Source organism: Chromobacterium alkanivorans, from assembly GCF_016937655.1.
GTDB classification, from domain to species: domain Bacteria; phylum Pseudomonadota; class Gammaproteobacteria; order Burkholderiales; family Chromobacteriaceae; genus Chromobacterium; species Chromobacterium alkanivorans.
In genome coordinates this window covers 209258-233406 of record NZ_JAFHKL010000007.1, presented here as the reverse complement: position 1 = coordinate 233406, position 24149 = coordinate 209258, and the positions used below count along the sequence as shown (strand labels likewise).

General features: G+C 63.1%; 28 protein-coding genes. 3 read left to right on the top strand and 25 right to left on the bottom strand.

Annotated features, from left to right (window positions below; all coding sequences use genetic code 11):
* Window positions 1-59: 59 nt before the first annotated feature.
* Complete coding sequence (locus tag JW897_RS14325; RefSeq protein WP_205466660.1) at window positions 60-359, bottom strand: superinfection immunity protein; 300 nt, start codon at window positions 357-359, stop codon at window positions 60-62.
* Between the two features lie 295 nt (window positions 360-654).
* On the opposite strand from JW897_RS14325, the gene JW897_RS14320 reads away from it, so the two are divergent.
* The 3 genes from JW897_RS14320 (at window position 655) to JW897_RS14310 (ending at window position 3476) form a co-directional block, all read left to right on the top strand.
* Window positions 655-2139 carry a C69 family dipeptidase gene (locus JW897_RS14320; RefSeq protein ID WP_205466658.1) on the top strand — a complete coding sequence of 495 codons (1485 nt, stop codon included), beginning with the start codon at window positions 655-657 and terminating at the stop codon, window positions 2137-2139.
* Between the two features lie 240 nt (window positions 2140-2379).
* Window positions 2380-2832 (top strand): GNAT family N-acetyltransferase, encoded by a 453-nt coding sequence (locus JW897_RS14315; RefSeq protein ID WP_205466656.1) that lies wholly within the window; start codon window positions 2380-2382, stop codon window positions 2830-2832.
* The gene (locus tag JW897_RS14310) at window positions 2829-3476 is read left to right on the top strand and encodes an alanyl-tRNA editing protein (protein ID WP_205466655.1); all 648 of its coding nucleotides are present in this window, start codon (window positions 2829-2831) and stop codon (window positions 3474-3476) included. Before JW897_RS14315 ends, JW897_RS14310 begins: the two co-directional genes overlap by 4 nt.
* A gap of 206 nt (window positions 3477-3682) precedes the next feature.
* On the opposite strand, the gene JW897_RS14305 is transcribed toward JW897_RS14310, so the two are convergent.
* The 24 genes from JW897_RS14305 to JW897_RS14190 all read right to left on the bottom strand — a co-directional run bounded on the left by JW897_RS14305 (window position 3683) and on the right by JW897_RS14190 (window position 24105).
* Window positions 3683-4267, bottom strand: a complete 585-nt coding sequence (locus JW897_RS14305; protein ID WP_205466653.1) for a tail fiber assembly protein — start codon at window positions 4265-4267, stop codon at window positions 3683-3685.
* A gap of 10 nt (window positions 4268-4277) precedes the next feature.
* Window positions 4278-5267 (bottom strand): phage tail protein, encoded by a 990-nt coding sequence (locus tag JW897_RS14300; protein WP_205466651.1) that lies wholly within the window; start codon window positions 5265-5267, stop codon window positions 4278-4280.
* 239 nt (window positions 5268-5506) lie between these two features.
* Window positions 5507-6091: a tail fiber assembly protein gene (locus JW897_RS14295; RefSeq protein ID WP_205466650.1), complete on the bottom strand. Its 585-nt coding sequence runs from the start codon at window positions 6089-6091 to the stop codon at window positions 5507-5509.
* Between the two features lie 10 nt (window positions 6092-6101).
* Entirely contained in the window at window positions 6102-7538 is a 1437-nt protein-coding gene (locus JW897_RS14290) for a tail fiber protein (RefSeq protein WP_205466648.1), read from the bottom strand.
* Window positions 7539-7766: 228 nt separating this feature from the next.
* Window positions 7767-8774 carry a hypothetical protein gene (locus JW897_RS14285; protein ID WP_053077525.1) on the bottom strand — a complete coding sequence of 336 codons (1008 nt, stop codon included), beginning with the start codon at window positions 8772-8774 and terminating at the stop codon, window positions 7767-7769.
* 176 nt (window positions 8775-8950) lie between these two features.
* Window positions 8951-9277, bottom strand: a complete 327-nt coding sequence (locus JW897_RS14280) for a hypothetical protein (RefSeq protein ID WP_205466647.1) — start codon at window positions 9275-9277, stop codon at window positions 8951-8953.
* Between the two features lie 456 nt (window positions 9278-9733).
* A complete protein-coding gene (locus tag JW897_RS14275) occupies window positions 9734-11140 on the bottom strand; it encodes a hypothetical protein (protein ID WP_205466645.1) in 1407 nt (468 codons plus the stop codon).
* A 282-nt stretch (window positions 11141-11422) separates the two neighbouring features.
* The gene (locus JW897_RS14270; protein ID WP_048415923.1) at window positions 11423-12001 is read right to left on the bottom strand and encodes a YmfQ family protein; all 579 of its coding nucleotides are present in this window, start codon (window positions 11999-12001) and stop codon (window positions 11423-11425) included.
* Window positions 11998-13062, bottom strand: coding sequence for a baseplate J/gp47 family protein (locus JW897_RS14265; RefSeq protein ID WP_205466643.1), 1065 nt, complete (start codon window positions 13060-13062; stop codon window positions 11998-12000). The genes JW897_RS14270 and JW897_RS14265 overlap by 4 nt, the downstream gene beginning before the upstream one ends.
* Window positions 13062-13412, bottom strand: a complete 351-nt coding sequence (locus JW897_RS14260) for a phage GP46 family protein (RefSeq protein WP_019102042.1) — start codon at window positions 13410-13412, stop codon at window positions 13062-13064. The genes JW897_RS14265 and JW897_RS14260 overlap by 1 nt, the downstream gene beginning before the upstream one ends.
* A gap of 106 nt (window positions 13413-13518) precedes the next feature.
* Window positions 13519-14118 carry a phage baseplate assembly protein V gene (locus JW897_RS14255; RefSeq protein WP_048415921.1) on the bottom strand — a complete coding sequence of 200 codons (600 nt, stop codon included), beginning with the start codon at window positions 14116-14118 and terminating at the stop codon, window positions 13519-13521.
* Between the two features lie 20 nt (window positions 14119-14138).
* Window positions 14139-15197, bottom strand: a complete 1059-nt coding sequence (locus tag JW897_RS14250; RefSeq protein WP_240352209.1) for a phage baseplate assembly protein — start codon at window positions 15195-15197, stop codon at window positions 14139-14141.
* Window positions 15181-16488 (bottom strand): DNA circularization protein, encoded by a 1308-nt coding sequence (locus JW897_RS14245; protein ID WP_205466641.1) that lies wholly within the window; start codon window positions 16486-16488, stop codon window positions 15181-15183. Before JW897_RS14245 ends, JW897_RS14250 begins: the two co-directional genes overlap by 17 nt.
* Window positions 16488-18272, bottom strand: coding sequence for a glycoside hydrolase family 19 protein (locus tag JW897_RS14240; protein ID WP_205466640.1), 1785 nt, complete (start codon window positions 18270-18272; stop codon window positions 16488-16490). The genes JW897_RS14245 and JW897_RS14240 overlap by 1 nt, the downstream gene beginning before the upstream one ends.
* 72 nt (window positions 18273-18344) lie before the next feature.
* Window positions 18345-18719 (bottom strand): hypothetical protein, encoded by a 375-nt coding sequence (locus JW897_RS14235; RefSeq protein WP_043589272.1) that lies wholly within the window; start codon window positions 18717-18719, stop codon window positions 18345-18347.
* Window positions 18720-18872: 153 nt separating this feature from the next.
* Complete coding sequence (locus JW897_RS14230; protein ID WP_048415916.1) at window positions 18873-20294, bottom strand: phage tail sheath C-terminal domain-containing protein; 1422 nt, start codon at window positions 20292-20294, stop codon at window positions 18873-18875.
* A gap of 75 nt (window positions 20295-20369) precedes the next feature.
* A complete protein-coding gene (locus JW897_RS14225; RefSeq protein WP_048415915.1) occupies window positions 20370-21068 on the bottom strand; it encodes a DUF1834 family protein in 699 nt (232 codons plus the stop codon).
* 115 nt (window positions 21069-21183) lie between these two features.
* Complete coding sequence (locus tag JW897_RS14220) at window positions 21184-21828, bottom strand: phage tail protein (RefSeq protein ID WP_082159164.1); 645 nt, start codon at window positions 21826-21828, stop codon at window positions 21184-21186.
* A gap of 80 nt (window positions 21829-21908) precedes the next feature.
* Window positions 21909-22124: a hypothetical protein gene (locus tag JW897_RS14215; protein ID WP_043640201.1), complete on the bottom strand. Its 216-nt coding sequence runs from the start codon at window positions 22122-22124 to the stop codon at window positions 21909-21911.
* Between the two features lie 14 nt (window positions 22125-22138).
* Window positions 22139-22336, bottom strand: a complete 198-nt coding sequence (locus tag JW897_RS14210) for a TraR/DksA family transcriptional regulator (RefSeq protein ID WP_043589247.1) — start codon at window positions 22334-22336, stop codon at window positions 22139-22141.
* On the bottom strand, window positions 22333-22911 hold the full coding sequence (locus JW897_RS14205; RefSeq protein WP_205466638.1) for a hypothetical protein: 579 nt from the start codon (window positions 22909-22911) through the stop codon (window positions 22333-22335). Before JW897_RS14205 ends, JW897_RS14210 begins: the two co-directional genes overlap by 4 nt.
* Window positions 22911-23135: a hypothetical protein gene (locus tag JW897_RS14200; RefSeq protein ID WP_231589344.1), complete on the bottom strand. Its 225-nt coding sequence runs from the start codon at window positions 23133-23135 to the stop codon at window positions 22911-22913. The genes JW897_RS14205 and JW897_RS14200 overlap by 1 nt, the downstream gene beginning before the upstream one ends.
* Window positions 23132-23554 (bottom strand): M15 family metallopeptidase, encoded by a 423-nt coding sequence (locus JW897_RS14195; RefSeq protein WP_048415914.1) that lies wholly within the window; start codon window positions 23552-23554, stop codon window positions 23132-23134. The genes JW897_RS14200 and JW897_RS14195 overlap by 4 nt, the downstream gene beginning before the upstream one ends.
* A gap of 137 nt (window positions 23555-23691) precedes the next feature.
* On the bottom strand, window positions 23692-24105 hold the full coding sequence (locus tag JW897_RS14190; protein WP_048415913.1) for a Mor transcription activator family protein: 414 nt from the start codon (window positions 24103-24105) through the stop codon (window positions 23692-23694).
* Between the last annotated feature and the right edge of the window lie 44 nt (window positions 24106-24149).

Below are 24149 nucleotides of genomic sequence, written 5' to 3'. Positions count from 1 at the left end.
CAGCTTCTTACTCCGCCCTCTGACGGGGCGGTGGATACAAGCTATTGTGCCAGACGGATTCAGGACCTGGCCGCCAGATCGTCGCGCTTCAGCGCCAGCATCATCGCCGCGATCCACGGCAGGATCAGCCAACCGCCCAGAATGTTCAGCGCCGCCACCAGCTTCAGCCGCGGGCTGCCCACCAGCGCCGCGGTCAAGGTGGGCACCAGATAGGCGCCGCCCAGGGCCAGCGCGTTGCCCAGATACATCGCCCATTGCTGCCATTGCGGCTCGCCGCTGTAGGCGCCGTATGCCCACAGCGCCAAGGCCGCGGCCAGCACCGTGAAGAACAGCTTGCGCGCCATCGTCAGTATTTTCATCTTTTTTCCGTTCCCGCCGCGGCGGAACATGCCGCCACAATGAAATGCCAAGCTTAATCAGGCTTGCGCCAATATGGCAAAAGCAATTGCATAAATCAGACAGTTTGCGCCACATCTTTACCAAACAGCGCAAGATTGATATGCATCAGGCAAGCATGGGATTCCCATTTCAACTAATGCGAACCATCTGCCTACAATCTACTTGCCCTCACCGCCAAACCGCCGCGCGCCTAGCGCGCGGCCACCATGAGCCGTCTCGAACCGCGACGGACCGCTCAGAGAAGAGGAATGCATCATGACGCCGCGCCCTACCCTGCTTGCCCTGGCCACCGCCCTTGCGCTGGCCGCCCCGCTCGCCGACGCCTGCTCATCGCTGATCGTCGGCAAACAAGCCTCCGCCGATGGCTCCGTCATCATCGCCCGCAACGAGGATTATTACATCAATAACTGGAACAAGCGCCTGGTGCTGCACCCGGCGCGCGCGGCGGCCAAGGATGAGATGCTGAGCTTCAAGAACGGCCTGAAAGTGCCGGCGCCCAAGCAGTTTTACCGCTACAGCGGCCTGATGGACTGGAACGGCGACAGCGCAGGCGGCGACGGGTTGTACGAGGAACGCGGCGTCAATGAATTCAATGTGGCGGTATCCGCCACCAATAGTGCGGAAATCAACGCCCGCGCCAAAAAGGCGGACCCGCTGCTGGACAGCGGCGTGGTGGAGGCGGTGATCCCCTCGCTGATCCTGCCGCAGGCCAAGACCGCGCGCGAAGGCGTGGAACTGCTGGGGCGCTATCTGAGCCAATACGGCGCCGGCGAAGGCAACGGCGTGCTGATCGCCGATCCGAACGAAGCCTGGTATATGGAAATCGGTTCCGGCCACCACTGGCTGGCCTATCGCGTGCCGCAGGACAGCTATTTGATGGTGGCCAACGGACTGCGCCTGCACGACATCGACCTCGCCGACCGCGCCAATGTGATCGCCAGCCCCGGCCTGGCCGAGTTCGCGGCCAAACACCAGCTGCTGCCCAAGGTGGACGCCAAGCGCTTCAACTTCGCCCAGGCCTTCGGCGTCGTCGGCGACAAATACAATGTGGACCGCGAATGGCTGGGCCAGCAGCTGCTGAACCCGGCGCTGCGCCAAGCCACGCGGCAGGCGCAATACCCGCTGACGCTGAAGCCTGAGCGCAAGATCGCGGTGGCCGATGTGGCCAAGGTGCTGCGCGCCACCTTCCACGGCACCGCGTTGGCCAAGTTGAAGGACGCGGACCGGCCGATGGGGGTGGAGCGCACCATAGAAACCCACGTCATCCAGCTGCGCGCCGGCCTGCCCAAGGAATTGGCGGCGCTGACCTGGCAATCCTTCGGCAGCCCGGCCGGCGCGGTGCTGGTGCCGATGTACGAAAACGCGATGAAGGACATCCCCGCGCCGCTGCGCGCCGGCGCGGCCGCTTATGAGAGCGGCTCCGCCTACTGGGCCTTCCGCGCCAACGCCACGCTGGCCCAGGCCAAGCCGGAGAAATACCTGCCGGTGCTGGCGCAATGGCAGACACGGCTGGAGCGGCAGTTCCAGAGCCAGCAGCCGGCGGTGGACGCGATGCTGGCCAGCCTCTACGCCAGCCAGCCGCAAACCGCCATCGGCTTCGCGGGCCAGTGGAGCGGCGGCAATATGCTGAGCGCGGTGCAATCGGCCCGCGACGTTTACGCCGGCCTGTTAACCGATCTGACCAAGGCCAGCGAGAAGAAGTACAGTCCGGAGGAGCTGGAAAAAATCAAAAACCTATAAGCGTCTAAGAACGTGTTTACGATCTCGCGAGCTAAGGCGAGACAAGGCGAAAACGGCTGAGAAAGCGGAATGTACTCGTGGTACATGAGCATTTCGAAGCAGTTTTTACGCCGTATCGCCAACGCGCAGCAGATCGTAAACAGGTTCTAACAGCCAGGAGCGGCACCGGCAAGCCCGGCCGCTCCTGCCAGCCCGGGCGTGTTATCTTTATGACATTCCCCTCGCCCGGCTGGCTGCGCCATGACCATCCACATCGACACCGATCCCGCGCGGCTGGACCGCGAACGCGTCTACCGCTACCTGTCGGAGCAGTCCTACTGGGCGCGCCAATTGCCGCGCGACATCTTCGAGCGCTCGCTCACCCATTCGCTGTGCTTCGGCGCCTACGCCGCCGACGGCGAACAGATAGGCTTCGCCCGCGTGATCACCGACTACGCCACCTTCGGCTACTTGGCCGACGTGTTCGTGGTTGAGGCCTGGCGCGGCCAAGGCGTGTCCAAGCAATTGATGGCGGCGATCGACGCCCACCCCGGCCTGCAGAACCTGCGCCGCTTGCTGCTAGCCACCGCCGACGCCCATGGCCTGTACGCGCAGTTCGGCTTTGGCGCGTTGTCGCGGCCGGAACGGCTGATGGAGCGGCTGGACGCCGAGGTCTACCAGCGGCTGGCGACGGACGCCGGAAACGCGGCATGAGCGTACATAAACAGTTCTGGGCCGATCCCTACCAGACCAAGCTGCTCGCCACGGTGGCGCGTGCAGACGGCGCGCAGATCTGGCTGGACGTCACCATCTTCTACGCCTTCTCCGGCGGCCAGGAAAGCGACGCCGGCAGCATAGGCGGCCTTCCGGTGCTGCGCGCGGAGAAACAGGGCCTGGACATCGCCTACACCCTGCCGGACGGCCATGGCCTGAGCCCCGGCGACGCGGTGACGGTGGCGATAGACTGGCCGCGCCGCTGCCGGCTGATGCGCTTGCACTTCGCCGCGGAGCTGGTGCTGGAAACCATTTGCCGCGAACTGCCCGACGCGGAAAAGATAGGCGCCCACATCGCCGAGGATAAGGCGCGCATCGATTTTGCGCTGGCCCAACCCATCACCCCACGGCTACCCGCCATCGCCGCCAAGGCGCAGGCGCTGATAGACGCCGACCTCGCCATCGTCAGCGCCTATTCCGACGAAGCAAACCAGCGCCGCTACTGGGAGCTGCCCGGCCTCTACCGCGTGCCCTGCGGCGGCACCCATTTGCACCGCAGCGGCGAAGTGGGCGAACTGAAGCTCAAGCGCAAGAACGTGGGCCAGGGCAAGGAGAGGGTGGAGATCACGCTGGCGCGGCCATAAGATCCTGTTCAAAGTCTGCTGCGCTTCGGCGATACGGCGTTGAAAACCTCTTCGAAATGCTCATGTACCACGTGTACATTCCGCTTTTTCGCTCGTTTTCGCCTTGTCTCGCTCTTGCTCGCGAGACTTTGAACAGGCTCTAAGAAAAGCCCGCGCGGGATAGCCCGGCACGGGTGGTTTCACGTGAAACGGCGGTCTGCAAACGCTCAGGCAGGCTGCTTCGGCCAGTCCGCCTCGGCCAACTGCGGCCACGCGGCCTGCTGCGGCAAGCGCGACAGCTCAACGCAGTAACGCTTCCACGCCGTCAACAAGCCTTGTTCCTGCGTCGTCGCCAGGCCCAGTTCCTGCGCGTCCTCCAAGGGCCGGCGCTGCGCGTAGGCAATCGCCAAACGCTGCTGCAAATCCTGCTGCGCCTGCGCCGTCAACGCCGCGCGCTGCGCGTCGGCATCCACTTTCCAAGCCTTCTTGTTCCACACCGCGAAGGGCGGCGGCTCCAGCTCGGTGGCCTGCAAGCTGTCCGGCGTATCGCCGATTTGCACCGTCGCCGGCTGCGCGCTGGCCTTGCTCCACAACTTGAGCGCGCGGAAATCCACCACCAGCAGCCAGCCGCCGTCGCGGTAGACCACCGCTTGCCTGTCCCCCGCCTGCGGCGGTTGCTGCTCGGTGGCGTTGGCCGGAACCAGCCAGGTTTCCTCAATATCCAGCGGCGACAGGTCCGCCATGGTGGTGCCCAAATACTCGCCGGTTTCCGGATGGTAGGCGTAGACGGTTTTCTGTTTGCGTTCTTGCATGGCGGTTTCCTTAGTATTTGATGCAGGCGAGCAGGGCTACGTTGCGGGGACGGGTTTCAACGCCAATGCCTCTGTTTGCGCCCGTTACGAGAGTCATTTGATCAGATGACAACATCTCTCTGCCGTATGCCCAGGCGCCACCGCCCGAGCCAGGAGTAAGCGCCAATGCACCTCCATCGCTTGGGCGTATGATTGTGTGGACATGAGGCCCGACAGTCCCGGCCTGCGCACTCCCCAGCACACGGCCCGGATCAACACGGCCCTCATCATCCCACCCTCGCACAAACTCCCCGCGTAAATCCGGCAGCTTGAAGGTTGTTGAGCCATCCCCAGCGCCATAAGTGGTTCCGATCACGGCAAACAAGCCGGGATAAGTGCTGCGACTAGCCAGCGAGCCATCACACTTCAGCCAACCCGGCGGCGCGTAAGGCATCGCAAAATGGCCTACCAGGCCCGGCGCGCCGGACATGGTCAGCAGATTGGTGATAGGGCCGTCCTCGCACTGGGTCAGGTCCACATAAAAACCACGAGACTTGACGCCGTCGTTGTTGAATACGCGAAACTGGTTGCCCCAGACATCGATATTCACATCGCTGAGCTTGCTGTCGCTCTGCGGCGCTTGCAGTTGCAACTGCCCACCCTCCTTGCCGCCCTCGGCCAGGAAGCGGGAGTTGGGCTGGAAGTCCACCCTCCCGTTCATCTTGCCGCCGCTCAGCGGCAAGGCGTCGGTGATGCCGTAACCGGCCAGCGTGGTCGGCTTGCTGTTGCCGCCCCAGGCCAGCTTCTTCAACGCCTGCAGCAACTGGTCCTTGCGCGCCGGGTCGGCGCTCTGGCCGCTGTCGCGTATCACCGTCAGCAACTCGTCCTGGCTGGACTGGGCGGCGGACTGGACATTGTTCAGCCACTCCGAGGTCACCACCGTGCCCAACTCGCCGGTGTAAGGGTTGCCGTCGTGGAACAGACCGTCCGGGCTGTTGATCGGCTTCATGGTGTTTTGCATCGCACTCTCGCTCCATTCAAGGGTGGGCCCGCTGGCCGAGCTGGCGGCGTGGGGCGGACTCCGGGCCGGGCGGGTGGTCCGGAAACCACCCTCTGACCTGCTTCGCTAGTGAATCAATACAGTGATTTTGCCGGGAAGCGACGCGCGTCAGCAGTGGACGGATGTCAGTAGCCTGGAGGCCTGCCCCAATGCAAAACGGCAGCCGAAGCCGCCGTTTTGCAGACACATAACCCTCAGTTTTAGACCGGCGCCGCAGGCCAATCCGTTTCAGCCAGTTGCGGCCACGCCGCCAACTGCGGCAGCCGCGACAGTTCAACGCAGTAGCGCTTCCACGCTGTCAGCAAGCCCTGCTCCTGCGCCGTAGCCAGCCCCAGTTCCTGCGCATCCTCCAAAGGCCGGCGCTGAGCGTAGGCAATCGCCAAGCGCTGCTGCAGCTCCTGCTGCGCCTGCGCTGTCAGCGCCGCGCGCTGCGCGTCGGCGTCCACTTTCCAGGCTTTCTTGTTCCACACCGCGAAGACCGGCGGCTCAAGCTCGGTGGCCTGCAGGCTGTCCGGCGTGTCGCCGATTTGCGCCGTCACCGGCTGCGCGCTGGCCTTGCTCCACAGCTTGAGTGCGCGAAAATCCTCCGCCAGCAGCCAGCCGCCGTCGCGATAGACCGCCGCTTGCCTGTTCTCCGCCTGCGGCGGTTGCTGCTCGGTGGCGTTGGCCGGAATCAGCCAGGTTTCCTCAATATCCAGCGGCGACAGGTCCGCCATGGTGGTGCCCAAATACTCGCCGGTTTCCGAATGGTAGGCGTAGACGGTTTTCTGTTTGTGTTCTTGCATAACGGCCTCCTTAGTATTTGATGCAGGCGAGCAGGGCTAGGTTGCGAGGGCGGGTTTCAGAGCCTCCCGTCACACCGGTTACGTTAACCCTGCCGGCATACTTGGTCGGGCTATATCCGGTGAAGTGAGTGCCTTGAATTGAGTCTCCTTGGCCTACGTCATTCACTAAAAAGCTCATCCCACTCCATTCCAGGCTAGGGTGTCTATGGGCCTCTACACTCCCTAATTGCGCGCCCCCAAATGAACGCCCGCCATCAACACCACGCTCTTCGCCCCACCCCCGCAAGAATTGACCATTTAAGTTCGGCAAATAAAACTTGCCGGAACTGGCATCCGTTCTATATACCGCAGGAGCGCTAGGCGGCGAGAATGCCGATGCGTAAAGATTTTTTTTGCTGACTTTCCAGTCCTGGTAATAGCCGGAAGAAGAACCGGACAGCCCAGGAGCGCAGCCGTCTACGCCAAACAAGAGGGTGTTATCCGCGATGAAAACCCGCCGAGTACTGGATAAGCTCCAGGTCAAAACGCCATCGACAAACAGGCGGTAATTTTGTCCGTCATAGCAAAAAGCGATGTGATACCAGCGCGCAGTGGAAAAAATGCCAGGAGTCCCAGCGGATGCCTCGACAATAAACCCAGGTTCAACGCCAGCCAACCATATCACCGGGGCCTTGCTCGCCTTATCCAAGCCAATCGTTATCTCCCCCCAGGTTTTGGATTGATTCATGGAGGCAATCCATGCCACCTGATAACCGTTGCTAGTACCAGTGCCGGTGAAGTTTGGGAAATGCCATCCCTCGATGGTGAACTCATTGGGATTGAACGCCTCCGCCAGCGGCATGCTGGCGTAGCCGCCGATTTCCTGTGTCTTTAGGCTTTGCGTTCCAAACTTGGCCTGCTCCGTCGACATCCCTGCCCCGCCAAATGTCGATACCACAGAGCCCCAGGCGCAATCCGCCAACTTCTCAGCCTCGTCCAGACGCAACATCGCCTGCACATCGCCCTTGATCGGGGCGAAACGATGCCCAATGGAGTTGAAGAGCTCTGGATAAGTACTTTGCCAAACCTGGGTGCCGTTGGCCCGCAACCAGCCTTCGGGCGCTATCGGCATGGCAAAGTACGCGACTTCCCCCGCCGGGGCCGCAGCCTTAACCTGGCTCATGCTAGCCCCATCGGTAATCCCGTACCCCGCCAAGGTAGTCGGCTTGCTATTTCCGCCCCAGGCCATTTTCTTCACTGCTTGCAGCAATTGATCCTTGCGGCTGGCGTCCAATTCCTGGCCGCTGTCCTTGATCAAGGCGATCAACTCGTCCTGCGTGGCGGCAGTCGCTTGCTGCAGGCTGTTCAGCCAATCGGCGCTGACAATAGTGCCCAGCTCGCCAGTGGTGGGGTTGCCGTCATGAAACAGGCCGTCCGGGCTGTTGATCGGCTTCAAGGTGTTTTGCATCGCGCTCTCGCTCCTTAATTGAGTCTGCCCATGAGCCGGGCAGGCGACATAGGCGGGGCACGGACCACATCAGCCGTCGTCAGACCGCCAGTTGACCCGCTTCGCTAGTAAATCGATACCCTCATTGTGCCGGGAAGCGACGCGCGTCAGCAGCGGACGGATGTCAGTGCCGAGCAGGCAAAAAAAAGGCAACCCCGCAGGATTGCCATGCTTGGAAACCAAGATTGTTTACGGCGCGATCGGCGCTTTGTGTACGTAACCGAGATGATTACCGGACAAGGCCGCAGGCAAGGCCAGCTGGAAGATCGAGTTATTCTCAGCATAAATATGGCTGATGCTGTAACCACGCCCCCATTCAGTCACCCCGGCCATATGCACCCAACCATCGCTTGGCGTGATGCGCTTATTCTCCATGGGCTTGCCATTGCGATACTGGCCGCAGTCGAAGTAAATAGAGCCGCTGATGCAACGCAGCCAGTTCATAAACGTAATCGGTCCTTCGGTTCCAACCCCATACGCCATCGCCATCGCCATATTCTTGCCATCAAACACTCCTGGCGAATAAGTCAATGCAGCACAACGCAACTCCGCGATGTGAAACTCAAAACCATAGCGCTTTTGTTCTCGCTCACGCACCAAGCTGTCCAACAAATCCAACACCGGTTGCGTCAGTTTCGGACCTGGGCCCTCATACGAGCCATTATCATGAATGAAACGCCCCACCGAGCTGGCGCTTTGGCTATATGAAACATTATGCATGGGCGTGGCAAACGGTGCGGTGATCTGATTGGTTCTCGCCTGCACAATGCCCTCGGGCGTGAACGGATCGAAAAAGCGACCGCCGTCCGCCAACAGATTCCGCCGCGGCAACATGCCCACGGTGATGCCGTCCTGAATGCCGTAGCCCGCCAGGGTGCTGGCCTTGTTGGCCTTGACCGCCACCTCGGCCTTGGTGGCGCCGTCGCTAATGCCGTAGCCCGCCAGCGTGGTCGGTTTGCTGTCGCCGCCCCAGGCCATTTTTTTCACCGCCTGCAGCAATTGGTCCTTGCGGCCGGCGTCCAGCGTCTGGCCGCTGTCCTTGATCAGCGAGATCAACTCCTCCTGGGCTGAGCGCGTCGCCAGTTGCAGGTTGTTCAACCAGTCGGCGCTGACTATGGTGCCCAGTTCGCCGGTGGTGGGGTTGCCGTCGTGAAACAAGGTGTCCGGCGTGTTGATGGGCTTGAGTGCTTCTTGCATGGAATCGCCTCCCGCGGATAAGAAAATGCGAAAAGAAAATCGGCCGGAGGCCGATGACAGCTGTCGCTGCTGAAAAGACTGGGGACGATTTTGCGGGAAACGCGCGCGGGGCGGCAGCGGACGGGTGTCAGTGCGCCGGAGGCGAAGCGCCGCGCTTGTCGCCGCGGCGCGGCGCCTTATATCACATCGGAAATCTGCTCGAAGCCGGCTTGCAACTCCTGGCGGATGGGCTCCAGCAGCGCCGCCATTTGCTGGCAGTTGACGTGCTTGTCCTCCTGGCTGTCCTGCAGCAACGCCATCAATGCATGCAGGCTCTGGTTGGCGGCGTGGACGTGGACGATGCCCTGGGTCAGGCCTTCATCGGCCTGCAGATAGCGCTGCTCCATGAGCTTGACCAGAGCGTAAGCCTCGTCCTGACCGGCGGTGACGATGCGCAGCTGCTTGATCTGCTCATGCAGGCGCTGCAACGGTGACAACTCCGGCTTGGCGACGGGGACGTTCATGGCTGGCCCTCCGGTGTCTCGGGCCGGGCATGGCAAGGGTGCGGCTGGCAGAAACTCAATATATTCATTATGGCCTCCACAAACATCTGCTTAAGGATGCCTGCGCGGCACGCGCGGAAGGCGTGGGCAGGCTCATGACAAAGTGGGAGGACCGCAGTGCGCACGGCAGCCCCCTTGCGGGGACTCAGTGCCATGGCCTGCCCTGTTTGCGGCAGACGCATGGACGTAGCGAACCGCTGGCCAGCGGTTGCTACCACACTAAAGTAGGACCTCCCAGTCCCGCGGCTGTGGATTGTCACAGCGCAAGGGCGAGAGTAAGGGGGGATGGCTGGAGCGTCAAGGCGGCGGCGGACCGGGGGGCGGAGATTAGCGCAAAAGCCGGCATTTGGCAGCACCGGTGCTGACCGTAAAAAAGCCGCATCCGGAAAGGATGCGGCTGGCGGGCGCTTGGCCGACTTAACTGAAGCTGAGCACGCTGTTGGCATTGCCCGCCACGCCGCTGGTAGCCGGAGAATATACCGTCGGGCAGCCGGTCGATGCGGCCTTGGTGTCGTAGGCCTCCAAATAGCTGGTGCTGTAAGTCTCAAACCCCACCTGGCAGTTCTTTGCCCAACCGCCATTAATTACCATGGTAGTTCCGCAAAGCGCTCTGAACCCATTGTTGCAGTTTTCCGCAATGGCCATCGGCGCGTAAATCACCCCAGCCCAAACCGCTTGAAAGCCGGTATCGCAAGTGAGCGCCTTGCCGCGTCGTCCCTGCGGCAAAGCCGGCACGGGTCCGGAACCGTGATTCCACATCACCGCGCCAGAATGCGCCTCGAAGCCCACTGCGGATTGCTCCACCACGCTGCCATCGCACCAGAGATAGGAGTTGCGTGCGGCGTGGAAGCCGGTTCGTACTCCCATCACTCGCCCCTCGGTGACCCACGCACGGCTGGTATCCGCACACAGCATCCCATGCGGGTAGGCGCTGCGATCATTGGCATCGAGTCGAACAGGTACTTTGGTAAGAAAGTTTTTGCCCTCGCCGACGATGTTCACGTAATGCAGCTCGCAGTGGGAGCCGCCACCAACGACAACGCCCCATTCCTTAACCTTGTTGATCCTCAGCTTGCTGTTGCTGAAGCGGGAGTTTTGCTCCACTTGCAGGCCGTTGCCCGTTCCCTCCAGGATCAAAGAATTTTCCGCCCCCCACACCCATGAGCCTTCGCCAATATGCAGGCAACGATGGCTCCAGTTGCCCTCGGTGGCTTCGCCAATCAGGTGAAAGCCGGAGAACTCGACGCCGCGGGCATTGGAGAACACCACTCCATGACTGGTTTTGTTGGCGTCGGCGATGAAACGGATCTGGCAGGCCGAGGGGTTGGCGATATTACCGCGGATGCGAATGCGGCTGGCGAAGGGCTGGTTGCCCAACCAGATGCCTGTCGCGGTGTATTGGCCATCATCCACCTTGATCAGCACGTCGGTCTTCAGGGTTTTACCGTTGAGGCTGTTCCAGGCGCTGGCGATGTCGGCAAACTCGCGGCCGGGGCCCACCTGCAGCTCCTTGTAGCCGTTTATCCCCCAGTCGTCGATTTTCATCGCGTCGGTGATGCCGTAGCCGGCCAGCGTGGTCGGCTTGCTGGCGCCGCCCCAGGCGATCTGCTTCACCGCCTGCAGCAACTGATCCTTGCGCGCCGGGTCCGCGCTCTGGCCGCTGCTTTTGACCACGGTCAGCAGTTCCTCCTGGCTGGCGATGACCGCGGACTGGACATTGTTCAGCCAATCGGCGCCGACGATGGTGCCCAGTTCTCCGCTGCTGGGGTTACCGTCGTGAAACAGGGTGTCCGGCGTGGGAACCGGCTTGATGACTTCTTTCATCAGTCTCTCCAAAAACGGTGAATGAATCAGGACAGGGTCAGGATTTGCTGGGATTGGCTGCCTAGGCGCGCCCAAACCTCCTGTTGCGTATCGAAGGTCGAAGACGCTGGAACCGGCGTAAGGTCGGCTGCAGGGTCTTTGTCTTGATCGGGGTTTGCCGTGGATTGGGGGTCTTGCATGGAGCGCTCCTCAAGGAAGGGGAAAGAGCACAGGCTCCCGCCCGCCAGGGCGGGGCTGTGAGGGGAAGGGAGAACGGAAGGGAAGGTCCGCGCGAGGCGCGGTTTAAGGCTGGTAGGCGAAGTAGACGTAGGTGTGGGCCGGCTTCAGATCCTTGAACAGATCTTCCAAACGCGGGTCGCCGAAGGTGGTCAGACGTTCCCCGGCCAGCGATTGGCCGGCGCGGAAGAAATACGGCCGGGTCTTGGCGCCGAACACGGTGACTTGCCACACCCAGGGGATGTCCGCCGTCCACAGTTGTTGGCCGGCGCGGTTGAGGCCGGCACGGAAGGGCTGCGGCTCGCTGACGGTGATGCGGTAGCCCATGCCGGCCGCCAGCCGGGTGAAATACGGGATGGACAGGCCGCCGGTTTCCGCCAGCTTGGCCAGCACCGCCTGCTGGCGCTGCTGGTAGGGTGCGTCCGTCGGCGGGGTCAGGCCGCAGACGCGCTCCCAGTCCGGCAGCAGGCCTTCGGCCAGCAGCGGCGTGGTGGCGCCCACCAGCTGCCGGGCGCTGTTCTGCACCCGGTCCAGCGCCGCGCCTTCGCTGCCCAGTTCGGCCTGCAGTCGCGGCCCGTCCGGACTGTAGCTGACCGGCGGCAGCAAACGCGTCAGCAGTTCGCTATGCGGGGTTTGCGGGCTCATTGCATCCCCCTCACCGTGAGTTTGCCCAGACGCAGCCATTCCACGGTTTTCTCATTCACCGCCGGCGCGATATTGTCGGCGGGCGACAGCAGTTGGCGGTCCACCACGCCGGGCAGGTCGGAGATCAAGGCTTCCAGCCGGCTCTTGTACAGTTTGCTGCCGGGGGCGAGGCTGGAGAAATGGGCGGCCAGCACTTGGCGCAGCGGTTCGGTGACGGCTTGCACGGTGGTGCCGTCCACCATCAGCGCCACTTCGATGTCCACCGGCCGCGGCGTGGGCGCCAGCACCAGGCAGTTCTTGGCGGTGACTGGGCGCAGGTCTTCGATATGGGCTTGCACCGCGGCCAGAGTGTCGGCCGAAGGCAGGCTGTCCTGAGCGGTGATCACCACGTCCACGGTGCCCAGGCCGCGGCGCAGCGGGTAGACGTAGGCGGCGGACACGCCCGGCACTTCCAGCGCCCAGCGCCGGTAATCGTGACGGTTGCCGCCGGCCGGCGGACGGCGGATCAGTTCCAGCAGCCGCGCCAGCAAGGCGGCGTCGTCCTCTTCGTCCACGCCGCCGTCCATGCTGGCGAAGCTGACGCGGCTGGCCAGACCGCTAGGCGCGGCCATCAGTTCGGCCACCGTGCCGGCCGCCACATTGCCGGCCAGGCCGGGCAGATCGGCGGCCACCGCCACGCGGGCCCGGCCGTCCACGTCCAGCTGGCCTCCGGCCTGGGTGGTGTAGAGTTGTTCGCCCAGCCGCACTTTCAGGCCGGCGACGAAACCGGCGCCGGGGTTGCCGCCCAATTGCAGCAGGCCCTTGGCCGCCACCGGCGGCTTGCGGCTGAGGCCGCGCACCCGGGCGTGCTGTTCCAGATAGTCGCGGTCGGCGCTGTCGGGAAAGATCTGGCGGGCAATCCAGCTTTGATGCTGGTACAAGCCTTCCACCGCGCTGGCGACCGAGCTGGCGCGCACGTAGAAGTCGCTGTCGGGGCCGACGTCGGCGTCGGCGCGCAGGTTTTGCAGATCGCGCAGCAGCGCGCCGCGTATGGTTTCAAAATCCGGGGTGGACAGGGGCATCAGGCTATCCTCACGTGGTGTTGGAAATGTCGGGTCTGGCCGCCGGCCTCTTCCACTTCGACCAGCAGCAGCAAACGGCCGCTGCCCGGGCGCTGCGCCTCTACGCCTACGCGGCGGGCGCGGCCGTCGCGCAATAGCGGTTGCAGGGCTTGTTCGGCGTACTGGCAGGCCAGCAGATCGATCTGGCTGCTGTCCTTGCTGCGCGACAACAGATGCAGGCGGGAGCCGAGTTCGGGATCGGCCCACCAGCCGCCCAGCGGGGTCATCAGCCTCAGGTAGACGGCGTTGGCCAGAGTGTCAGTGGTGGAGCCGGCGTAATCGCCGGTAATGGGGTCCAATAGAGGGTCCATGGCGTTATTTTCCGGGTTTGAAAGGGTTGGGGATAAGGGAAGCGGGTCAGTGCCGGCGAACATTCAAACAAGCGATATCAACAGCACGCTTGGTGAAAATCGTGTTTTACAACGGTGGGCTGGTCGTACCGTGCACGCCGTTATGCTGGTGGCCCACCAGGCTCTTGCCGCCGGCCACCACGTCGCCGCTGACGGTGACGCTGCCCTGAATGGCCATGCCGCCATTGCCTTTGATCTGACCTTGCGCCACCAGCTGCGCGCTGGTGCTGAGCGTGGGCGTGGTGAAGCTGGCTTGTTCGCTGGCGTTGACCTGCCAGTTCTTGCAGCGCAGGCTGAAGGTGTCGCACTCCACCTCGATCAAGCGGCCGCGCTTGAGCACGATCTTGCTGCCTTCGTCGCTGTACAGCGCCACTTCGCCGGGTTTGAGCTGTTTCAGCCGGTAGCTGCCGTGTTCGGTGGCGATCACCACGCCGTGGCTGCTGCGCCCGCCCAGGGGCAACACCACCGCCATGCTGCCCGGCGGCGGGTTGGCGCTGTAACCGTAGTGCTGGAACAGTTCGGCGTCCTGCAGCTGCTCGCCGGCCAGCGCGTCGGCCTGAACGGTTTGCACATCGCCGGCGCTGTCCACGCGGGTCAGCACCGCGCGGAAGCCCTGCCGCACATTGCTGAAGGCGCGGCGGATTCTCTGGTCTACGTCATTCCACATCGTTTCAACCTTTCTTTGTTTCAGCGTTTGCGCATCGCCGGCAGCCAGCGGCCGTCCTCTTTCAGCGTCAGCCGGGTGGTGCTGCCCTGCCCGCGTCCGCCGCTGAAGGTGCGCGCCATCAGGAAATAAGTGCCGCCCTTGATGCCGTGCGGCTCGCTTTCCACCTGGATGCGCTGGCCGGGGGTCCACAGTTCACCTGCGCTGTTGCGATGGCCGGCCACGGTGGCGCTGAGGGTGTAGCCGGCCAGCCGGGCGTCGGCCAGCATCTTGTCCGCGCGCGCAGCCAGTTCCGCCGGATTGGCGGCGTCCGGCTCCACCACGATGCGCGGTTTGTGATACCGGACGTCCGGGTCCGCGGACTGATGCTTGAGATCGTGCCTGCCCGGGGTCAAGGCCTGACGGTGGCCTTGGCCCAGCAGGGTCAGTTGCGAGTAGCGCGGCGCGTGGGAGCGGGTTTCCGCCAGGCTGAGCACATTGTTGCCCTTGCCGTCGCGACGCAGGATCAGCTTGGCCTTGGCCGGGGCGCTGTAATCCGGGCCGCCCACCACCAGGGTGCCGTCCGGATCGAACCAGGCGGCGAGGCCGTTGGCCGCCGCGGCGCGGGTCAGCACGTCCCAGGCGCTGTTGCCCGGGTCCACGCTGATTTTCTCGATCTGGCCCTTGCCCTTGGCGTCCACGCGCAGACGGCTGACGCCCAAGGGCTTGATCACGTTCTCCAACACATCGCTCAGCGTCATGCCCTTGCCGGTGAGCAGCGGCGCGCTGCAATCCAGCAACATGCCGGCCAGATCCCGGCCCGACAGCGTCAGCTGGTGACTGCCCGCGCCTATGCTGTGGCTGATGTCGTCCACCCGCCCCTGCAGCACCACGTCCGCGCCCACCAGCACTTTGACCTCGGCGCCCGGCTCCACCGCCGGCGGCACCTCGCCGCCGGGCAGGCCCAACGACACCTGCCAGGCGTCGGCGGCCACGGTCAGATCGGAGTCGATGCTGTACTGGGTCCAGTAGCGATGCGCCTTGCCGGCGATCTCCAGGCTGACTTCGTTATTGGCCGAAACGGTCTTAGCGGGCGTAGCCATGGATCAGCTCTCCTGCTTGCAGATGGTTGGGATGCGCCAGCTGCGGGTTCAGCCGCAGCAGCTCGGCGGCGCGGCCGCTGTCGCCGTACCACAGGTGGGCCAGTTGACGCAGATTGGCGGCGGATTCCACCTTGCGGGTGATCAAGGGCGGCTTGGCGGCCACCAGGCCGGCGGCGCTGCGTTGCACCTGCAGGCCCAGATCGCGCAGACTTTCAATCACCTGGCGCGCGTCCTCGCCCGGCAGCGCCTTGCGCCATTGCTCTATGGTCTGCTGCAAGGTGGCGCGCACGTCGCCGGCCACTTGCTCCAGCGCCGGCGGCGTCAACGTGGGCTGCGCGGCTTCCGAGCGGAACAGATCGGCGGCGGCGTTCGCCATCGAGGTGGACACGGTCAGCTTGAGCAGCGCGTCGATGCGGAGCTCGTCCTCGGTCCAGACCTCCAGCGCCTTGCCGGCCTGGCTCAAGCTGTCCGACGCGCGGCCGATTTTCTTGGACACGCCGTTGAGCCTGTCCTTCATCGCGTTCCAGTCGGCCAGAGTGGCCTGCGGCAGCTTGGCCTCCGCCTCCCACTTCAGGCCCGGCCAGATTTCCAGCTTGACGCCGAAGCGCCAGTTGGCGACCTCGTCCACCAGGGACGTCACCTGGCCGATGAAGGCCTGCGGATAGGCCAGCAAGTCCACCACCTGGGCAATGCCTTGCTGCGCCATGCCGGCGAGCTGCCGCACGGTGTCGCTCAAGCGCACGCGCAGCGCGCCCAGCCGGGTCAGCGCGGTATTGGCGTTTTGCAGCAGGCCCTGAGCCTTGGCGAAGGCCTCGCCGCCCAGGCTGCGCGCCTTGGCCGCCAAGGCGCCAATGGCCTCCACCTGCTGCAAAGGCTGCTGACTGGCGAAAAAGGGATTGCCCGGCGTGGCCTCCACCCAGTTCACTTCCACGGTGCAGGAGTCCGGCGCGTCGGCTTCGTGGCTGATCTGGTAATCCAGCAGCTGCGCCTTGGGCATGCTGCCGAATACCGGGTGGATCAGTTCGCCCGGACCGGCTTGGTCCAGCGCGGCGACGAAGTCGCGCAGCCGCTGCTGATAATCGCGGCCCCAGAAGAAGACGCTGAGCGACACCTTGCGCGCCTTGCGGCCCAGGTCCTCGACGTCTGCGCCGTCCAGATAGGGGTATTCGTGCATCGCCTGGTCGCGCTGGGCGCTGTCCACGCTGCGCAGGCATTCAAAGCGCACCCCGCGGAAACTGGCGTCCACCAGCGCGCCGGCGGCGGAACCGGCAAACAGACTGAGATTGAACATCAGCTTCTCCTTTGTTGTTGGCTATTGGCTGCGTTGACGGCGGCGACGATATTGCCGTTTTGGACGTCTACGGTGACTTGGATCGGTAGGGACAGCACGCTGCTGAGTTGGGCCAGAGTGGATTGCAAGGCGGACAAGATGGCTTGCAGTTGAGCTGCATCCGCTCCCCCTGTATTTGTACTGGCAACTTCTCCTCCCTCGGGTAGCAGGATCCCTCCAGCCGGTACGGGAGCTGCCTTAGGCTTAGCCGCCTCTTTTGCCTTGGCCTGCTCAGCTTTTTGCTTAGCCACTTCTTGCGCCTTGGCTTGCTCAGCTTTTTGCTTAGCCGCTTCTTGCGCCTTGGCTTGCGCAGCTTTTTGCTTGGCCGCTTCTTGCGCCTTGGCTTGCTCAGCTTTTTGCTTGGCCGCTTCTTGCGCCTTGGCTTGCTCAGCTTTTTGCTTGGCCGCTTCTTGCGCCTTGGCTTGCTCAGTTTTTTGCTTGGCCGCTTCTTGCGCCTTGGCCTGCTGAGCTTTTTGCTTGGCAGTTTCTTGTGGCTGGGCCTGACGCTTGCCCCCTGTGTCTGCAGTCTGTTGTTCAGCTTGGGGCCGTTTGTTTTTGACCGTCGTTGTGGGCTGAACTTGTTCTTGTGTTCCTACCTTTTGAGCACCTGCTTTGTTCAAATACTCTGCTCTGGGTCGCAAAAACTTTTTAGGGGCTTCCCAATAACCACTATCTGGTCCAAATTTCGCAGAAGCAGGCCCAGTGCTAGATTGTGAGCCAAAAAATTTTCCGTTTCCCGTTTTAGCGTCAAACGCCTCAACTAAGCCTGTGTGATTGTTTTTACCACGCCACAAAGCAATATCACCTGGCCGTACGTTTTTTAGATCGACCTCCTCGTAGTACTTTGACTTATCCAGTCCACTCGTATTTTCATAGGGTATCTCGTAACCTGCGCCTTTTATTGCCTGGTTAACCAAATTTGAACAATCAATTTTACGAACGCCACCAGCACTCGCCTTACCGTTACCACCATACCCGTATTGATAGCCCTTGAAACGTTCTCGCTGATCAAGAATAGCCGGATAACTTTTCATTGACTGCAACTGAAGTTGTGCACTTCCGACTGAGTCCGAGATACCCCCCTTTGAATTTACACCTTCAGCAGGTTGGGCTTGAGATACCCTATATAAGCCAGATTCTCTCAAATAACGCTGATATCTTTTTTGGCGATCAGACAATCCGTTGCTACCACCATTAATCAGTTTAGTAACGGCTCTCACATTACCGCTTCTGGCATATTTAACTATTTCAGGTTGTTTTTTTTGCCAAAACCACGTGGCAATTTTCGCAGCGATCGCAGCATTTTCGGCCAACTCTGGGTTGGCAATCAAATCTAAGTTTAATGCTTTTCCCGCAGCCTCATAATTAGATCGACCAGTGATTTGTATGAAGCCGCGCCCCCGATATCTAAATCCATCTCCCTTTTTATTATTTCCTAGATTTTTTTTACCCCACTCACCCCCATAAATTGCTTCATATACTTTTTCTTGACCAGAATTTATTAAGGACTGCACTTGAGACTCTGTCGTAATCCCTTGTGCATTGAGCCGATCTTTGAATTTTTTCAATACATTTTTTGCCGTCCGGTAATTCCCTTCCCGCAAAGATTCAAACCCTCCACTTTCATGAGCCATTTGTGCCAGAAACATCGCCTGCTCTTTAGGGTCACGGATATTTGCTGCTAGCATTTCATCGATCAACGTAGCCTTATTGGAAGCAAAAGCCTGTTGGCGTTTCTGTTTCATATTCGCCATAATGTGCCCTCTGGGAAAAAGCGGTGTGCCATCGGCACACCGCATACAGTCAAACTAAGCGTGTTACTCAATTACCTTCCGCAGCGACAGCAGCTTGATATCGCGGCGCGCTTCGCTTTCCACTCCGTATTTCTCGCCCACTTCCAGAGTGAAGCAATCCAGGTAGCTGGTGCGCTTGCCGCCCGGCGCCACCGGGAATTCGGTCAACTTGGCTCCTTCGATCGCCTCCCAGTCCAGCTCGCCGGACAGCGGAATGGAGACGGTGACGGACAGCTCGTATTCCGAGATGCCGCGCGCGAAGCCGCGGGCGCGGCCGCTGCTGTTCATGGTTTTCACCAGCTTGCGGCCGGTCTTGCTGCTGACGTTCAGATCGATGACGTCGATTTCCTGGCCGTTGACTTCCAGTACGATCGAACCTGCGTATTCTTTCAAAGCCATGTGAATGTCCTTTTCGGTTTCATGTGGACGGCCCTGCCGGTTTGGCGGCGGGCCGCCGGGTCAAGCGTTAACGAGGAAAACTAGGTCCGCTCGGGTAAGCACGCAGGGGCAAGACGGCGCGCCGCGGCACCCCGCGTGTTTACCCCGCGCCGCTTACAGCAGCAGATCGATGCGGCCGGCGAACACATGCAGGCCGTTGACCACGTCCACCGGGATCTTGGCGTCCAGACGGTTCACGTCTTGCGCGTCGCGCTCGACGATCAGGCCGTCCTTGTTGGCTTCCACCGCCTCGATGATTTCCAGCTCTTCCAGCTTGTAGAGCACGTCCAGCAGCTCGGAGCGGACCTTGGACGGGGTGCGATCGGACAGCTTTTCGCGCGGGAAGCGCAGCGCCACGCGTTCGCGGCAGGCGCGGCGCACGTAGTCCAGGGTGCGGATGGTGGTCAGATCCAGCAGCGACACGTCGTCCACGCCCTGGGCGTCCTTGGTGTAGGTGCTGATGGAGCGCACGATCTGCACGCGCTCGCCCGGGCCCACTTCCAGAGGGGTCACGCCGTTGTAGAGGGCGTTTTCCTGCTCGGTGCGGCTGGTGCGGGCGGCCAGTTCCACCACGTCCAGACCCTTGAGTTCCAAGGTGTTCAGCGGACGGGCCGGATCTTCCTCGCTGGCGATCACCGCGGCGTAGGCGGCGGCCAGTTCGCCCGGCAGTTTGGCGGAACCGCGATACCAGGCGGCGCTGACGCGGCCGCTGGCCAGCTTGGAGGCGATGGCGCTGACTTCCGCCAGCGCGCCGACGGCGCCGACCACGCCGATGGCGCCGCGTTGCTCCATCGGGCCGGACACGAAGTCCAGATGGGTGCGCAGCGCGGTGAAGGCGGCGTCGTTGTTGAACGGGCTGACCACGATGTGGTGGCCGCCGCTGACCACGGCCGCCAGCGCCGGAGCGATGTCCGGATCGGCTGCGCCGCCTTTCATCGCGGCCACGGTGATGCCGAGGCCGGCGATCTGCTCCTGCGCCTTCAGCGCGACGGCGTTGCCTGCCGCGCCCTTGTGGCGGGCGGTCAGGGTCAGCACTTCCTTGGCGACGGCGGCGGTCACCGGCAGGTCAGCCAGCTTGTCGACGGCGGCCTTGGCGGCGGCGGCGATCTTGGCGGCGTCGTCGCCGGCGGCCACGGCCACGTCGATGCGGCGGCCGCCGATGAACAGGCTGGCCACGCCGGCGCCGGTGGCCGGGCCGGTGAAGGTGAAGGTGCCGACGGCGGCGGCGGCGCTGTCCGCGTCGTCAACCGCGATCACGCTGAGCTGCAGATAGGGATTGGCGTTGATGGCGGCGCGGGCCAGCAGATGAGCGTAGGAGCCGCGGCCGAAAGCCTGGGCGGCCTGCTCGTCGCTGAACACGTCCAGCGCGGCCAGCGCCGGCTGAGCGGCGTCGGCAAAGCGCTGGCCGATCACCAGCACGCGCTGCGGATTGCCCGGCAGGGTGCGCACCGCCAGCTTGGTGTTGAACTCGAAGTATTTGCCCGGCTTGCGGATGGACGCCGGAATCTGGTCGAAGCTGATGTTGGGGCTGGCCATAGAGTATGGGCTCCTGATTGATGCGGTTGGGGGAAAGTCGTCGCGCCGGACGGCGCGGCGGGATACTGCGAAAAATCAAATGCGGGGCGGCTTGGGCTGCAGCACGACATCCTGGGCCTTGACGCCCGGCTTGCCGTCCAGGCTGTAGTCCAGCCGGGTGCTGCGCCATTCGGTGGCGGGGCCTTCCAGCCGGCCTCCGAAGCGGGCGAACACCTGGTCCGGATCGGCCTCGCCCTGCGGCGACGGCCAGTGGCCGTTGTCCAGCGCCTCGTCCAGCCAGTGGGTGGAGAAATCGCAGGCCACCAGGCTCCACGGCTCGCCGTCCCGCTGGGCCTGGCCCAGCGGGCGCACTTGCTCGGGAATCAGCGGCGACACCGCCAGGCTGAAATCCTGGGCCGCCAGCAAACGGCGCACCGCGTAAACCAGCTGCCAGACGCCGGCGCCGGCGTAGCCGCGATCCGCCTGCAGGCGGTCTCCGACGATGACGGTGAAGCGGGCCTGCGCCTTGTAGCGCTGGCGTTGGCTGGCCGAAGGCTGGCAGGCGGTCACGCCGCCGGCCACGGTCCACAAGGCCGGCAAACGCGCCAGCGCCTGCGGATTCAGGCCCGGGCTGCCCGCCGCCGGCGTCAGCCGGCTTTGGTGACGACCTTGCGCCAGATCCAGCCCGCAGAGGCCGGTTTCGTCCAGGTCGGCCGCCACTTCGCGCACCATGCGGCCCAGGCCCTGGCGCAGGCGGTCGGCGATGGCGTCTTGCAGTTGGATCAGCTGGGACATGATTTCCTCAAGGATTCATCGGTTTATCGATAAGGCTATTGTCTCGCGCCCGCGGTTTTGGGCTTAGCTGAGCGATGTCAGTGGAGCTTGCGGCCGCGGGCGCGGCCGGGGAGGATCAGACCTTGATGCAGGCCAAGAGGGCGATGTTGCGCGGGCGGGCTGCGCCGACCGAGCTGACATAGTTGCCCAAAGCGCCCTTGACGCCGGTCACGTAGTGCATTTCCAGGCCGGGATAGCCGGCCAAGTCAGGAATATCCGCGCCGAAGGCGGCGGTGCCGGCGGCTGCCTGTCCTGCGCCGACATTGGTGCTGATGTTGTACAGCTCGTTGTCGCTGAAATACTCGTTGGCGGCGACCAGCGTGCCTTTCTGCGCGCTGCCGAGCTTGCGAGCCGGATCTACGCCGCGCCCGTCGTCCCAGCCGCGAATGAATTCGCCGCGCAGGTCAGGGACATTGAACATGGCTTCGTCGCTGTTCTTCGCATCGCGGAAGCTGTCGCCGATCACGCTGAACAAGGTGGGATACGCGCTTTTGGCATAGGCCTTGCCATCAGCCTTCAGCCAGCCTTCCGGGGCTTTCTCCGCGGCAAAATGCATGACGGCGCCGCTGGGCACGCCTTGTCCCTTGCCTCCTTCTTGGCCGCAACAAGTCGCATTCATCTGGAACTGCGCGCCCTTGCCATCCGCGGCCATTGCAGCGTCTTCATGGCCAATTAAATTGAACTGCAGCTGCGGTTTGATACAGATCGTCGTTTGCGACATCTGGATTCCTTTCACAAGGTTTGAGAAGACGGAAATTCGACGCCGCGCCGGAGGCGGCGGATGAAACGGCGTACCGCCGCTCAGTGAATCAAACGCTTGAGGAATTCGCCCAGCAGCGTCACCGCCAGCGCGGACAAGGCGCCGGACATGGCGCCGCTGCGCGCGGCCTGGACTTCGACGTCGCGTAGGCGGCCGTCCAGCTCTTCCAGTTTTTTGTCTTGTTTGGCGAGGTGCGCCACGATCATGTCGAGCTTGCCTTCTATGCGGCCCAGGGCCATCAAATTGTCATGTTCCACGTGAAACCCGCCTTTCAGCCTTCGGCCAATTGTTGGCAGATCACGCAGCGGGTGCAGCTGGGCATGATCGCCCGGCGCGCGGACGGGATGGGATCGCCGCAATCCTCGCAGTGGCTGTAGCCGGTCTGATCGAACTGTTGGTAATGGCGGGCAATCGCTTGCTCGCGAAACTCGGTCTCCAGTTCGCTGGCCCGATCGAAAAAGTCGCTCATGGTTGTGGTCCTTCGGATGTGAACAGCCCGCCGAGCGCCGTCAGCCTTTGTTCCAGTTGCTGGCACCAGGCGCCGTAGTCGGCGGCGTGAGCCAGGAGGTCTGCTGCCGGTAACCCGGCGCCGGCGGCGGCGGCTTGATGGGGATTTGCAATAGATACGGAGTCGGTTGCGGGCACTGCGGCGGCGGGATAGCCGAGGACTTGCCGGTAGAGGCGCAGGCTGTCAGGGCCAAGGCCGCCGTAACGGCCGCCATCCTGTTGCACGACATATTCGATCCTTTGTTTCTGGTCTTGCAGCCGCCGCTGCAGGTCCTGTTGTTGACTCAGCAAGCGCGCCTCCTGTCGGCCCAGCAGCTCGCGCAAGCGTTGCTGCTGCAGCAAGGCGGCCTCCAATTGCCGCTGGGCGCGTTCCGCTTCGGCGGTCAGGCGGCCTTGATCCGCCGCTCGCTGTTCGGCCAAACGCGCGCGCCAGTTCTCCGCGCCGTGGCGCAGCCCAAGCGGATACGCCAAGCCAGCCGCCAGCAAGGGCGGCAACAGCCAGCCTCCCAGCTTCAGCCATGCGGGCCCCGAGCCCATCAGCGGCCGCCTCGGTCGCGCCAGGCGGCTATCAGGCGCAAGCCGGCGGAGTAACCGCCGACGATGCCGAGATAAATCAGCCAGATCTCCGCGCCCAGGGCGCCGCGCAGCCCCTCCACCACGAACAGCAGCGTGGCCGCGGCGCAGGCGATGTTGGCCCACAGCCGGGAATGGCTCAGCCGGCGGCCGCCGGGCCGGGTCAGCAAGTCGGACAGACGCATCATTTCTTCTCCTTGTCGAGGTCGGTCGGATTCAACTCAAAATGGGGAAACTCGCGGAAAGGCGCGTCCGCCCGGCCATACCAGTTCAGGCCCAGCGCGGCGCCGATCTCGCCCATCAGCTGCCAGTGCGGATGGTGGGCGTCCCAGACCGGCTTGCCGCCGATCAGCGGCACCACATCGAAGGCGCGCGCCGCCGGGCTGCCGTGCAGCATGGCGTTGTGCGCGGACTGGCCCGCGCGGGCGTTGGTCACCTTGAGCCCGGGCCGGCTGCGGCCCTGCGCGTACAAGGCGTCTTGTTCCGCTCCGGAACGCCAGGTGCAGGTGATCAAGGCCTCCACGCCGGCGTCGCGGCAGCGCCGCACAAACGCTTCGGCCAGGGGTTGCAACTGCGGGTGCAGGTCGGAAATAGCTCTGCTGGCCATGAAGACTCCTTTTGTTGACGAAACGTGGCTCATTGGCCGGCCGTCATGCGCGGCGCGCGCGCAGCCCTGCCAGGCGGACGGAACCGGCTTGAAACAAACAGGAGAAATCGGAAGAGGGGGGGAAGCGGCGTATCGCCTTAATGCAGGTCTTGGCTGGGCGTTTTCAGCACGCGCCACACCATGCGGTCGCTCAGTTGGAAACGGATGGCCAGCACGCTGACCGCCTCGTTGGCGCCCAGTCCCTGGTCCAGCAGTTGGTCGAAGTCGCTCAGCAATTGTTGATTGCGCGCCAAGCGCAAGGCCTGGCTGCAGCGCGGCACGTACAGGATGTCGCCGCCAAAATGATGAGTCAGGCTGGCTGCGGCGTCTTCGCCTATCACCTCCACCAGCGCGGCGAAGCGCAGTTGCCCCGCCTTGCTTTGGTTTTTGGAGATGGGCAAGGTAGTGCCGCCCAGCGCCTGCACCAATTGCAAGGTGCGCGGCAAACCGATCAGTTCCGCCACCAGGCGCATGGTTTCGGGCAGGGCCGGGGCGATATTGGCTACGGTCATCGCGGAAATCTCCTTGTAATCACGGAACAAAGACGATAAGTTCT

Coding starts and splice junctions, on each gene's coding strand:
- JW897_RS14240 (WP_205466640.1), bottom strand. CDS start 18,272: ATGAAACAGAAACGCCAACAGGCTTTTGCTTCCAATAAGGCTACGTTG.
- JW897_RS14310 (WP_205466655.1), top strand. CDS start 2,829: ATGAGCGTACATAAACAGTTCTGGGCCGATCCCTACCAGACCAAGCTG.
- JW897_RS14245 (WP_205466641.1), bottom strand. CDS start 16,488: ATGTTCAATCTCAGTCTGTTTGCCGGTTCCGCCGCCGGCGCGCTGGTG.
- JW897_RS14285 (WP_053077525.1), bottom strand. CDS start 8,774: ATGCAAGAAGCACTCAAGCCCATCAACACGCCGGACACCTTGTTTCAC.
- JW897_RS14280 (WP_205466647.1), bottom strand. CDS start 9,277: ATGAACGTCCCCGTCGCCAAGCCGGAGTTGTCACCGTTGCAGCGCCTG.
- JW897_RS14230 (WP_048415916.1), bottom strand. CDS start 20,294: ATGGCCAGCCCCAACATCAGCTTCGACCAGATTCCGGCGTCCATCCGC.
- JW897_RS14225 (WP_048415915.1), bottom strand. CDS start 21,068: ATGTCCCAGCTGATCCAACTGCAAGACGCCATCGCCGACCGCCTGCGC.
- JW897_RS14210 (WP_043589247.1), bottom strand. CDS start 22,336: ATGAGCGACTTTTTCGATCGGGCCAGCGAACTGGAGACCGAGTTTCGC.
- JW897_RS14295 (WP_205466650.1), bottom strand. CDS start 6,091: ATGCAAGAACACAAACAGAAAACCGTCTACGCCTACCATTCGGAAACC.
- JW897_RS14290 (WP_205466648.1), bottom strand. CDS start 7,538: ATGCAAAACACCTTGAAGCCGATCAACAGCCCGGACGGCCTGTTTCAT.
- JW897_RS14190 (WP_048415913.1), bottom strand. CDS start 24,105: ATGACCGTAGCCAATATCGCCCCGGCCCTGCCCGAAACCATGCGCCTG.
- JW897_RS14205 (WP_205466638.1), bottom strand. CDS start 22,911: ATGGGCTCGGGGCCCGCATGGCTGAAGCTGGGAGGCTGGCTGTTGCCG.
- JW897_RS14255 (WP_048415921.1), bottom strand. CDS start 14,118: ATGTGGAATGACGTAGACCAGAGAATCCGCCGCGCCTTCAGCAATGTG.
- JW897_RS14220 (WP_082159164.1), bottom strand. CDS start 21,828: ATGTCGCAAACGACGATCTGTATCAAACCGCAGCTGCAGTTCAATTTA.
- JW897_RS14195 (WP_048415914.1), bottom strand. CDS start 23,554: ATGGCCAGCAGAGCTATTTCCGACCTGCACCCGCAGTTGCAACCCCTG.
- JW897_RS14250 (WP_240352209.1), bottom strand. CDS start 15,197: ATGGCTACGCCCGCTAAGACCGTTTCGGCCAATAACGAAGTCAGCCTG.
- JW897_RS14270 (WP_048415923.1), bottom strand. CDS start 12,001: ATGAGCCCGCAAACCCCGCATAGCGAACTGCTGACGCGTTTGCTGCCG.
- JW897_RS14315 (WP_205466656.1), top strand. CDS start 2,380: ATGACCATCCACATCGACACCGATCCCGCGCGGCTGGACCGCGAACGC.
- JW897_RS14325 (WP_205466660.1), bottom strand. CDS start 359: ATGAAAATACTGACGATGGCGCGCAAGCTGTTCTTCACGGTGCTGGCC.
- JW897_RS14305 (WP_205466653.1), bottom strand. CDS start 4,267: ATGCAAGAACGCAAACAGAAAACCGTCTACGCCTACCATCCGGAAACC.
- JW897_RS14320 (WP_205466658.1), top strand. CDS start 655: ATGACGCCGCGCCCTACCCTGCTTGCCCTGGCCACCGCCCTTGCGCTG.
- JW897_RS14200 (WP_231589344.1), bottom strand. CDS start 23,135: ATGATGCGTCTGTCCGACTTGCTGACCCGGCCCGGCGGCCGCCGGCTG.
- JW897_RS14235 (WP_043589272.1), bottom strand. CDS start 18,719: ATGGCTTTGAAAGAATACGCAGGTTCGATCGTACTGGAAGTCAACGGC.
- JW897_RS14275 (WP_205466645.1), bottom strand. CDS start 11,140: ATGAAAGAAGTCATCAAGCCGGTTCCCACGCCGGACACCCTGTTTCAC.
- JW897_RS14265 (WP_205466643.1), bottom strand. CDS start 13,062: ATGCCCCTGTCCACCCCGGATTTTGAAACCATACGCGGCGCGCTGCTG.
- JW897_RS14260 (WP_019102042.1), bottom strand. CDS start 13,412: ATGGACCCTCTATTGGACCCCATTACCGGCGATTACGCCGGCTCCACC.
- JW897_RS14300 (WP_205466651.1), bottom strand. CDS start 5,267: ATGCAAAACACCATGAAGCCGATCAACAGCCCGGACGGTCTGTTCCAC.